Annotated in this window: 4 protein-coding genes; all 4 read left to right on the top strand. The window is 74.2% G+C overall.

What is annotated here, in order from left to right; translation table 11 throughout:
* Nucleotides 1–66: 66 nt before the first annotated feature.
* Genes ABFX50_RS08085 through ABFX50_RS08100 form a run of 4 tightly spaced genes read left to right on the top strand, consistent with a single transcriptional unit; the run spans nt 67 to nt 11,783 of the window.
* Nucleotides 67–1,233, top strand: coding sequence for a thioesterase II family protein (locus tag ABFX50_RS08085; RefSeq protein ID WP_346144917.1), 1,167 nt, complete (start codon nt 67–69; stop codon nt 1,231–1,233).
* A complete protein-coding gene (locus ABFX50_RS08090) occupies nt 1,230–6,092 on the top strand; it encodes an amino acid adenylation domain-containing protein (protein ID WP_346144620.1) in 4,863 nt (1,620 codons plus the stop codon). The genes ABFX50_RS08085 and ABFX50_RS08090 overlap by 4 nt, the downstream gene beginning before the upstream one ends.
* Nucleotides 6,089–11,590, top strand: coding sequence for a type I polyketide synthase (locus ABFX50_RS08095; protein ID WP_346144622.1), 5,502 nt, complete (start codon nt 6,089–6,091; stop codon nt 11,588–11,590). The genes ABFX50_RS08090 and ABFX50_RS08095 overlap by 4 nt, the downstream gene beginning before the upstream one ends.
* A gap of 1 nt (nt 11,591) precedes the next feature.
* Nucleotides 11,592–11,783: an MbtH family protein gene (locus ABFX50_RS08100; RefSeq protein ID WP_346144624.1), complete on the top strand. Its 192-nt coding sequence runs from the start codon at nt 11,592–11,594 to the stop codon at nt 11,781–11,783.
* Nucleotides 11,784–11,790 lie beyond the last annotated feature (7 nt).

An 11,790-nucleotide genomic window follows, 5' to 3' on the forward strand; every position in this document is an offset into this window, starting at 1 on the left:
ATCACGGGTCAGCTGACCGCGGCTCCGCGCGACCCCCACCCGGTCTCCGCGCGCCGTACCCGCACCCTGTTCTGCCTCCCCTTCGCCGGCGGGGGCGCAAGCGCCTACACCCCTCTGCAGCGCGACCTCGCGAGCCTGGAGGTGGTGCCGCTGCAACTGCCTGGCAGGGAGAACCGCCTGTCCGAGCCGCCCGCGTTCACCGTCCACGAGGTCGCCGACGAGATCGCTCCCGCCACGGACACCCCCTACGCCCTGTACGGCCACAGCATGGGCGCGCGCCTGGCCTTCGAGGTGGTCAGGGAGCTGCGCCGCCGCGGACTGCCGCAGCCCACGCGCCTGTACGTGGGAGGCGCGCACCCGCCGCACCTCAGGGTGCCGCTGGCCGCCACCGCCGACCTGCCCGACGACGCCTTCATCGACCAGCTGGTACGGCGAGCAGGCGCCATGGCCGAGCTGAGGGAGGAGCCCGAGCTCCGCGAGCTGATGCTGCCCCTGCTCCGGTCGGACCTCGCCTGGATCAAGCGCTACCGCTACACGCCCGAGCCCCCGCTGGACACCTCCATCGTCGCCTTCGCGGGCGTCGACGACGGGGAGGTGGGCCCTTCCGACATGCTGGGCTGGGCCCGGCACACCGCCCGTGACTTCGGGCTGAGAACCGTGCGCGGCGGCCACCTGTTCGTCAAGGACACACCAGAGGAGCTGGCCCGCCTGATCAGCGCCGACCTGGCCGGCGAGGTCGGCGCGCCGGAGCAGGACGAGCTCCACCTCTGGCTGGGCGAGAGCGCGGCGGGCGCGGAGGAGGTGCTGCGCCGCTACGGCGGCGACGTGCGGGCGAGCGCCTGCGAGGCCGACGGGCTGACCCTGGTCGCCGTGACCGCGTCACACGCGGCGGGCGTGGCCGTGGGCCTGGCCGCCGCGACGCCCGAGGCCGTCGACCTGTCCGTGCTCGACGTCACCGAGCGTGACCAGATCGAGGACGCGGCGGAGGAGGACAGGCACTGGCTGGCGCAGCGCGCCGTGACCGCCAGGCGAGCCCTGGTCGCGGGCGCGGGCCATGGCGCCGCGATCGAGCCCTTCCCCGACCTCGGCGACCCAGGACCCTGGCAGGTCCAGGGCTGGCAGGTGCTCCACCTGCCGCTGCACACCTCGCGGGGCGAGGCTCGGGGAGCCGTGGCCGTGCCGTACGGCGGGGCGAGGCTCACGCTCTTCACGCTGAAGGACCGGACCAGGTGATCGAAGTGAAGGCGAGTCCGCTGCTGCACGACCTGGTCACCGCCCAGGCCGGCCGTACCCCCGACGCCGTCGCGATCAGGCAGTGGAACGAGCGCCTGACCTACCGCGAGCTGGTCGGCGCCGCCAACGCGCTGGCCCACCGCCTGCGCGAGGAGGGGGTGGGGCCCGAGGTCCGCGTCGGCGTCTGCGCCAGGCGCACACCCGGCCTGCTCGTGTCGGTGCTCGGCGTGCTGCTGGCAGGCGGCGCGTACGTGCCGCTCGACCCGTCGCACCCCACGGCGCGGCTCCTCACGATCATCGAGGACGCCGGGATCGACGTGGTCGTCGCCGACGAGAGCGGCGAGAAGAAGCTGGCAGCCGCGCCCGTCAGGCTCCTGCTGCCGGACGGGCGCGAGGAGCCCGAACCGCCCGCGTGCCACACCCATCAGGCCGGCGCGGCGTACGTGCTCTACACCTCCGGCTCGACGGGCCGGCCCAAGGGCGTCGTGGTGAGCCACGCGTCGGTGGTCGCGTTCGTCACGATGGCGGGAGGGCGGTTCGACCTCGGCGCGGGATGCCGCTCCATCGGCTTCGCCGCCCTCGGGTTCGACGTGTCCGTGCTCGACATCTTCGCCCCGCTGGCCGAGGGCGGGTCGGTCATGCTGGTCCCCGACGAGGACAGGGTGGACCCCGCCCGCCTCCAGCGCTTCCTCGAAGGTCACGAGGTCACCTGGGGCACCATCCCGCCCGCGCTGCTGCCGCTCCTGGACCCCGGCAGGCTGCCCTCCCTCACCGACCTGCTCACCGCGGGCGAGCCTGCGGGTCCCGAGCAGGTGGCCCGCTGGTCCAGGCCGGGCCTGCGCCGCTTCCACAACTGGTACGGCCCGACCGAGACGACCGTGTGCGTGGTCGGCACGGAACTCGAGGGCGAGTGGGACAGGCCGCTGCCGATCGGCCGCGCCCTTCCCGGCTGCACCGCGCACGTCCTCGACGACGAGCTCGAGCCCTGCCCTCCCGGCGTTCCTGGCGAGCTCTACATCGGCGGCCCCCAGCTGGCCCGCGGCTACCTGGACAGGCCCGCCCTGTCGGCCGAGCGCTTCGTCCCCGACCCCTACGGAGCGCCCGGCGCCCGCCTGTACAGGACGGGCGACAGGGTCGTGCTCGGCGACGACGGCGCGATCGGCTTCCTCGGCAGGGTGGACCGCCAGGTCAAGGTCCAGGGGCAGCGGGTGGAGATCGGCGAGATCGAGTCCGTGCTGCGCGCGCACCCGGCGATCCGCCACGCCGTCGTCGACCTGGACACCGGCGCGGGCGGGCTGAAGGAGCTGACCGCCTACCTGGCGCCCGAGGACGCCCCCGATGTGGCGGACCTGCGGGCCTACTGCCTCCAGGCGCTTCCCTCCTACATGGTCCCCACCAGGGTGGTCCGCCTGCCGGTGCTGCCGATCACGGTGAGCGGGAAGATCGACATGGCGGCGCTGCGCGCGCACGAGGCGTCCCCCGCGCAGGCGGCGGGCAGACGGCCGGAGAGCGTGGAGGAAAGGGCCGTCGCGGCCGTGTGGGCCACGACGTTCGAGACGGGGGAGCCGGGCGCCGACGACGACTTCTTCGCCGCGGGCGGCCACTCCCTGCTGGCCATGCGTCTCACGGCGGGGCTGCGGGAGCGGCTGCGCAGGGAGATCGCCGTCGAGGACGTCCTGTCGGGGCGCACGGTGGCGGGCATCGCCGCCCGCGCCGCGGCCGCCGCGCCGCTGCTCGACCCGCCCGCCGTGGCGCCCGCCGCCTTGTCGGCGCTCCAGCGGCGGATGTGGTTCGTCGAACGGCTGGCCCAGGGCACACCCGTCCACAACATCGCGATGGCGCAGCGGCTGTCGGGCAGGCTCGACGTCGACGCGCTGCGCGCCGCCCTCGCCGAGGTCGCCCGCCGCCACGAGGTGCTGCGCTGGCGCGTGCCGCAGTCGGGCGGGGTCCCGGCCGTCGCCGTGGACCCGCCGGGCGAGGTGCCGCTTCCCGTGGAGCAGGTCACCGAGGAGGGGTTGCGCGAGAGGCTGCAGGCCGAGGCGGCCTCACCGTTCGACCTGGCGAAGGGGCCGCTCTGGCGGGCGCTCCTGCTGCGCGTCGCCGACGACGAGCACGTGCTGGCCCTCACCGCCCACCACCTCGTCTTCGACGGCTGGTCGCAGTCGGTGCTCTACGAGGACCTCGGCCGCGCCTACCGGGGCGAGCCGCTCGCCGCGCTGCCCGCCTCCTTCGGCGGCTACGTCGCATGGCTCGCGGAGAAGGAGGCCGCCGCCGACCTCGACTGGTGGAGCGCGCGGCTCGACGGCGCCCCCACCGTGCTCGACCTGCCGAGGGACCATCCGCGCCCCGCCGTGCAGACCTTCGAGGGCGCGGGCGTCACGGCCGAGGCGGGCCTCTCGACCAGCGCCGCCGTCAGGGCGCTCGCCGCGCGCCTGGGGGCCACGCCGTACGCGGTCATGCTCGCGGCCTTCGGACAGGCGTTACGGCGGCTGACAGGCCGGCACGACCTGATCGTCGGCACCCCCGTCGCCGACCGCCGCGACCCCGCGCTGGAGCCGATGGCCGGATGCCTGGTGCAGATGCTGCCGGTGCGGCTGCGGATCGAGGACGACGAGGCGTTCGCCGCGCACGTCGCCAGCTGCCAGTCGACGCTGTCCGAGGCGCTCGCCCACCTCGACGTGCGCCTGGAACGGCTGGTGGACAGGCTCGGTCCTGGACGCGACCTGTCGCGCAACCCGCTGATCCAGGTGCTGTTCAACATGTACGACTTCACCGAGCCGCGGCTGAGCCTGCCGGGGGTGAGCGCCACCCCGCTGCCGCCCGGCCTGCCGGGGTCGCTGTTCGACCTCACCCTGTACGTCGGAGAGCGGCAGGGCAGGCACGTCCTGCAGGCCGTCTACAACCCCAGGCTGTTCGCCGCCGAACGGATCGAGGCGCTGCTGGAGGGCTACCTCACCCTCCTCGGCGACCTGGTCGCCGCCCCCGAGCGCCCGGTACGGCACGCCGCGCTCCGCCCCGCCGGCACCGCCCTGCCCGACGGGAGGGCGCCGCTTCCCGGCTGGGACGGCCCCGGCCTCGTCGAGACCGTCCTGGAGCGGGCGGAGGCCCATCCCGAACGCGTGGCGGTGAGCGGCGAAGGAGGCGAGCTGTCCTACGCCGACCTGGCCGAGATCGTCAGGACGACGGCCGCGACCGTGCGGCAGGGGCAGACGGTCGCGGTCCTGGCCGCCAGGCGCTGCGAGCTGCCCGCGCTGCTGCTGGGGGTGCTGGCCGGCGGAGCCCGCTGGGCGGTGCTCGACGCCGCCCATCCCTCCGCGAGGCTGGCCGCCCAGGCGCGGTCGGCCGGCGCCCAGGCCCTGATCGCCTGTCCCGGAGTCACCGTTCCGCAGGAGCTGTCCTGGCTCCCCCGCCCAGGCGGCGAGGGCCACGACGGCGCGGCGGTGCCGTACGAGCAGCAGGGGTATCTGTCCTTCACCTCGGGCTCCACGGGGGAGCCCAAGCCGGTCCGCGCGGGAGAGCGGCCGCTGGCCCGCTTCCTCGCCTGGTACCCCACCGCGCTCGGCCTGACGGAGGACGACACCTTCGCCCTGCTGGCAGGCCTCGCCCACGACCCGCTGCTGCGTGACGCCTTCACCCCGCTCGTCCTCGGCGCCCGCCTGTGCGTGCCAGGCCACGACCTCGTCCGCGACCCGGCCAAGCTCGCAGCGTGGCTGCGCGACCACGCCGTCACCGTCGTCCACCTGACCCCGCAGCTGGCCACGCTCATCGCCGCCGCCGGGGTCGCCTTACCCGACCTGCGGCTGGTGGTGTTCGGCGGGGACAGGCTGACCTGGGCCGACGTCGCCAGGTTCGCGCAGGTCGCGCCACGAGCCAGGATGGTCAACTCCTACGGCACCACCGAGACGCCGCAGACCCAGGCGATGCACCTCGTCGGCGAGCCCGGGGGCGACAGCGGCGACCCCGTGCCCGTCGGCCACGGCGTCGACGGCGCCGAGCTGCTCGTGCTCGGGGCGGACGGCGCCCCCGCCGCGGTCGGCGAGCTGGGCGAGGTCGTGATCAGGAGCCGCAGGCTGGCCGAGGGGTACCTCGACGAGCGGCTCACCGAGGAGCGCTTCGCCGTGGAGGCCGACGGCGTCCCCGGCCGCTACCGGACGGGAGACCTCGGCAGGTACGAGCCCGACGGCGGCGTGGTGCTCGCGGGCAGGAGCGACGGCCAGGTCAAGATCCGCGGCTACCGGGTCGAGCTGGGCGAGATCGAGCACGCGCTGCTGGCCCATCCCGGCGTGCGGGCCGCCGTCGCCGTGGCCGTCGACCAGCGGGCGGGGCCCGCGCTTCGGGCGTACGCGGTGCCGGAGAGCGCGGCCACGCACGCGGGCGAGTTACAGCGGCATCTGAGCAGCAGCCTGCCCGACTACGCGCTCCCCGCCGACCTGATCCTGCTGCCCGCGCTACCCCTGACCCCCAACGGGAAAGTCGACAGGGCCGCGCTGCCCGCCCCCGCTTCCCGGCCCGCGGCCCGCGGGGGAGAGGAGCCCGCCACCGGCACCGAACGGCTGATCGCGGGCGTCTGGCGGGAGGTCCTCGGCCTGCCGAGGGTCTCCGCCGGCGAGAACTTCTTCGAGATCGGCGGGCACTCGCTCGCCACCGCCCAGGTCCAGGCCCGTCTCACCGCCTCACTCGGCAGGGACGTTTCCATCGTCGATCTGTTCCGCTTCCCGACCGTCCGCGCGCTCGCCGCCCACCTCGATGGCGAGCGCCGTACGGCCGGACCGGAGCGTGCCGCCCGACGCATCGCGGCGCGCCAGGCACGACCGTCATCTCGCAGGCCTTACCAGGCCAGACAGGAGAACAAGGAATGACCGGTCCGGCGTACCACGAACCAGAGCAGGCCGTCGAGCCGATCGCGGTCATCGGGATCGCTTGCCGCCTCCCAGGCGCCGAGGACGTGCCCGCGTTCTGGCGCAACCTGGTCGACGGAGTGGAGTCCGTCAAGTTCTACACCCGCGAGGAGCAGGAGGCGCTCGGCGTCCCCGACTACCTGCTCGACGACCCGACCTTCGTGCGGGCGGCCTCGGTGGCCGAGGACTACGGCGCGCTCGACGCCGCCTTCTTCGGGATGTCGCCGCGAGAGGCCGAGCTGCGCGATCCGCAGCAGCGGATGTTCCTCGAGCTGTCCAACACCGCTCTGGAGGACGCGGGCTACGACCCCTCCCGCTACCAGGGCGAGGTCGGGGTCTACGGCACCATCGGCTCGGACGAGTACCAATGGATGTACATCAGGCCGAACCGCAAGGTGTTCGCCTCCGTGGGCAGCCTGGCGGTCTTCACCGGCAACCACCCCGACTACCTGGCGACCCTCGTCTCCTACAAGCTCGATCTGCGCGGGCCCAGCGTGACGATGCACACGGCCTGCTCCTCCTCCCTTGTCGCCATCCACGTGGCGTGCGAGGCGCTGCGCGCGGGTGAGTGCGACATGGCGCTGACCGGCGGCGTCTCGCTGGAGATGCCCGCCGAGTGGGGATACCAGTACCACCAGGACGGCATCTACGCCGCCGACGGGCACTGCAGGGCCTTCGACGCCGGAGCGGCGGGGACGATCTGGGGCGGAGGCGGCGGCGTCGCCGTGCTCAAGCGGCTGTCCGATGCCATCGCCGACGGCGACCACATCCGCGCCGTCGTCGCGGGCAACGCGATCAACAACGACGGCGCGACCAAGGTGGGCTTCTCGGCGCCCAGCGCGGAGGGCCAGGCCGCCGCGGTCTCGCTCGCGCTCGGCGTCGCCCAGGTCGACCCGCGCACCGTCACCTACGTGGAGGCCCACGGCACCGGCACCTCCCTCGGCGACCCGATCGAGGTGGCCGCCCTGTCCAACGTGTTCGGCAGCGGCACCGACGAGGCCGGCTGGTGCGGCATCGGCTCGGTGAAGACCAACATCGGCCACCTCGGCCCCGCCGCGGGCATCGCGGGCTTCATCAAGACCGTCCTGGCGCTCGAACACGGCATGATCCCGCCGACGATCAACTTCGAGAAGCCCAACCCGCGCATCGACTTCGGCACCAACCCCTTCTACGTCGCCTCCTCGCTGACCAAGTGGGAGACCGACGGCTTCCCCCGCCGCGCGGGCGTCAGCTCCTTCGGCATCGGCGGGACCAACGCCCACGTCGTGATGGAGCAGGCGCCGCCCGCCCCCGTGCCCACGACGCAGCCGCGCCCCGCCCACCTGCTGCAGGTGTCGGCCCGCACCTCCAGCGCGCTGGAGGCCGCCGTGCGCAGGCTGGCCGACCGCCTCGACGGGGCCGAGATCGACCTGGCGGACGTGGCGTTCACGCTGCGCAAGGGGCGGCGCGAGATGACCCATCGCGCCGCGGTGGTCGCCACCGACGCCGCCGACGCCGTCGCCGCGCTGACCGACCCACGCCGCCTGGTCAAGGGCAAGGCGGGCAAGCCGCGCGTGGCGTGGCTGTTCTCGGGCCAGGGCGCGCAGTACGCGGGCATGGGCGCGCAGCTGTACCGCACCGAGCCCGTCTTCGCGGCCGCCGTCGACGAGTGCGCCGAGATCCTGCGCGACGAGCTGGGCCTGGACATCAGGACCCTGCTGTTCCCCGAGGACGGCGAGCGCGAGCGGGCCGACGAGCGGCTGCGTCAGACCTCGCTCACCCAGCCCGCGCTGTTCACCGTCGAATGGGCGCTGGCGAGCCTGTGGCGCTCGTGGGGCGTGGAACCGGCCGCGATGGTCGGCCACAGCATCGGCGAGTACGTCGCCGCCACCTTCGCGGGCGTCTTCGACCTGCCCGACGCCCTGCGCCTGGTCGCGGCCAGGGGCAGGCTGATGCAGAGCATGCCGGAAGGCTCCATGCTCGCCGTCAGGATGGAGGAGGACGAGGTGCGCGGGCAGCTGCCCGACGGCCTGTCCATCGCCACCGTCAACGGGCCTGGCAGCTGCGTGGTGGCCGGGCCGACCACGCTGGTCGAGGAGTTCTCCGCCCGTCTCGAGGAGGCGGGCGTCGGGCGCACCATGCTGCGCACCTCCCACGCCTTCCACTCGCCGATGATGGACCCCATTCTCGGCGAGTTCCACGACGTCGTCGCCAGGGCGGCGCGTCACGCGCCGAGCAGGCCTTTCCTGTCCAACGTCTCCGGCACCTGGATCACCGCCGAGGAGGCGGTCGACCCCGCCTACTGGACGCGCCACCTGCGGGAGGCCGTCAGGTTCGGCGACTGCGTGGCCACACTCGCCGCCGAAGGGGAGTGGCGGCTGGTCGAGTGCGGCCCCGGCAGGCAGCTGGCCGGTCTCGCCAGGACCCAGCTGCCGCGCACCGGGCCCGCGCCGCTGGCCAGCCTGCCCGGCCCCGCCGACCCCAAGCAGGACCTCGAGGTGCTCTACGCCGCGGCGGGCACGCTGTGGACCTCGGGCGTCCAGCTCGACGCCGACGCCCTCGGCGAGCCCGCCCGCAGGGTGCCGCTGCCCGGCTACCCCTACGAGCGCACCCACCACTGGGTCCAGACGACCATCGACCCCGAGCTGGTCTACCCGCGCTCGCCGCGCGCGGGCGCGCTCGCCCCCGAGGAGTGGTACTCGGTCCCCGCGTGGCGGCAGGCCCCTGTCGCCCTCACCGCGGCCACCACCGCGTGGAGCGGGCGCTGCCTCGTCTTCGCCGGCCCCGCCGCCGAGCCGATGGTGGCCGCGCTGCGGACGGCGGGCGCCGACGTGGTGTCCGTGATCAGGGGCGAGACCTACGGCGTGGCCGCCGACGGCACGATCACGATCAGGCCGGGACGGCGCGAGGACTACGAGGCGCTGCTGGCCGAGACCGGGGTCCCCGCACGGGTGGTCCACGCCTGGGCCCTCGACGGCGAGCCCGCCGACGGCGTCCGGCAGACGCTGGCCGCCCAGGACGCGGGCTTCCACAGCCTGCTCGACCTGGTCCAGGCCCTCGCCCAGGCCGAACGCGAGCACGACGTCCACCTCGACGTCGTCACCGCGGGCACGCAGAGCGTCACGGGCCACGACCTTCACAGGCCCGAGCACGCCACGGTGGCCGGCATCGCCAAGGTCGTCCCCCTGGAGGCGCGCTGGCTGTCGGTGCGCCACATCGACCTCGAGGACGTCGTCTACGACCCCACCCCCCTGCTGGTCGAGCTGACCGCCGCTCCCGAGGAGCCCGAGGAGGGCGTGCCGCCGTCCCCCGTGGCCCTGCGGGCGGGGCGCCGCTGGGTGCGCGGCTACCAGCAGGTGCCCGTGGCCCCGCTCGACGGCGAGCCAGCGGGCCTGCGCGAGGAGGGCGTCTATGTCATCACCGGAGGGCTCGGCGGCATCGGCCTGACCCTGGCCGAGGACCTGGCCGCCAAGGTCAGGGCCAGGCTCGTGCTGATCAGCAGGTCGGGGCTGCCGCCGCGCGACGGATGGGACGCGCTCGAAGGCGCAGACGACCGCACGGGCCGCGCCGTCCGCGCCGTCCGCAGGATGGAGTCGGCGGGCGCGGAGGTGCTCGTCATGGCCGCCGACGTCACCGACCCCGCGAGCCTGCGCGAGGTCAGGACGGCGGCCCTCGGCAGGTTCGGCCGCGTCGACGGCATCGTGCACGCCGCGGGGCTGCCGGGCGGCGGCATGGCCGAGGTGAAGGAGCGCGAGGCCGCCGACCTCGTCATGGCGCCCAAGCTGGCGGGCACCCTCGCGCTGCGCGAGGTCTTCGGCGACCTCGACCTGGACTTCGTGTTGCTGTGCTCGTCGGTGACGGCCGTCGCTGGCGGCTTCGGCCAGGTGGACTACTGCGCCGCCAACAACTTCATGGACGCCTACGCCCACACCTGGCCTGGCCGGGTGCTGTCGGTGAACTGGGGGGCCTGGCTGGAGGTCGGCATGGCGGCCGAGGTCGCCGCCCCCGTCGCCTTCCGCGCGCTGCAGCGAGGCGACAGGGTCACCCCGTTCGACCATCCCGTCCTGTCCCACAGGCACGAGACCCCTGGCCGCACCCCCTGGTACGGCGGGACCGTCGCCCCAGACACCCACTGGATGCTGGACGAGCACCGCATGGCGCAGGTGCCCGTCATGCCGGGCACCGTCTACCTGGACTCCGCCCGCGCCGCCTTCCAGGACGCCGTGCCGAGCCCCGGCCCCGGCTACGAGGTCGAGCTGCGCGACGTGGCCTTCGTCGCGCCCATGCCCGTGGCCGACGGCGGCGCCGCCGAGCTGCGCGTGCACCTGACGCCCAGCGGCGACGGCATGGACTTCGAGGTGGTCAGCGTCGTCGGCGGGCGATCGCGCCAGCACGCCAGAGGAGCGGCGAGCTGGATCCGCGGCGGCCAGGAGCACGCCGCCGAGCTGGCAGAGGTGCGCGCCCGCTGCTCCCACGCCAGCAGCGACGACATCGCCCACGTGTTCGCCTCCGCCTCGGGCCTGCTGTCCTTCGGCCCCAGGTGGACCAGCCTGCGCTCGGTCTACCTCGGGCAGAACGAGGCGCTGGCCAGGCTGGAGGCGGGCCCCGAGGTGGCGGCCGAGATCGACGGGTTCGGCTTCCACCCCGCGCTGCTGGACGAGGCGACCGCGTTCCTGGGCGCCAGGAACGACCACAGCTTCCTGCCGATCGGCTACGGCAGGATCGTGGTGCACGCACCCGTCCCGGGACGGGTGTGGAGCCACGCCATCCAGCGCGACACGGGCAGCGCCGAGATCGTCGCCGTCGACTTCACCCTCTACGACGACGACGGCGGCAAGATCCTGACGATCTCCGACTTCGTGCTCCGCAGGATCGACAGGGACTCGGTCGCCCAGACGGTCGGCGAGGGCGCGAAGGAGAGCGTCGAGGACCGCGCCGTCGCCGAGGAGTCCGCCGCCGCCGGCATGGCGGTCGACCTCGACGGGGCCAAGGCGGGCATCTCGCCCGCCGACGGCGCCGACGCCTTCCGCAGGCTGCTGGCCGTCGGGCTCGGCACCCAGGTGGTGGTCAACGCCACCCCGCTGCCCGAGTTCGTCGCCGGGGTGCGCGAGCTGACCCAGGACACCGTCGCCGAGGAGCTGGACGGCGCGGCGGCCGCCGACGGCGCCCACGCGCTGGACGAGGACCACGTCGCGCCGCGCAACGAGCTGGAGAGCACGCTGGCGGGCCTGTGGGGCGAGGTGCTCGGCGCCAGGCAGGTCAGCGTCGAGCAGGACTTCTTCGAGCTGGGCGGCAACTCTCTCGTCGCGGTTCAGCTCATCGCGCTCATCAGGAAGAAGATCGGCGTCAGGCTGCCCATGCGCAGCCTCTTCCAGGTGCCGACGGTGGCGGGCATGGCCTCGCTGGTGGAGGAGCTGCGCGGCCAGCAACCGGTCAAGCAGGTGGCCCTGACCAGGCTGCCCAGGCAGGAAAGGGCGTGACATGCGCGACGGCGAGTACAAGGTCGTGGTCAACGACGAGGAGCAGTACTCCATCTGGTTCGCGGGCAGGCCGGTGCCCGACGGCTGGCGGGAGGCCGGCTTCGCCGGCGACAAGCAGCAGTGCCTGGACCACATCGAGCAGGTCTGGACCGACATGCGGCCGCGCAGCCTGCGTGAGGCCATGGGGCGGTAGGAGGAAC

It is taken from the genome of Nonomuraea recticatena, assembly GCF_039533245.1.
In the GTDB taxonomy this organism is placed as follows: Bacteria; Actinomycetota; Actinomycetes; order Streptosporangiales; family Streptosporangiaceae; genus Nonomuraea; species Nonomuraea roseola.

What these genes read in the sequence shown, in the direction of transcription:
- ABFX50_RS08095 (WP_346144622.1), top strand. Translation starts at nt 6,089, where the DNA reads ATGACCGGTCCGGCGTACCACGAACCAGAGCAGGCCGTCGAGCCGATC.
- ABFX50_RS08100 (WP_346144624.1), top strand. Translation starts at nt 11,592, where the DNA reads ATGCGCGACGGCGAGTACAAGGTCGTGGTCAACGACGAGGAGCAGTAC.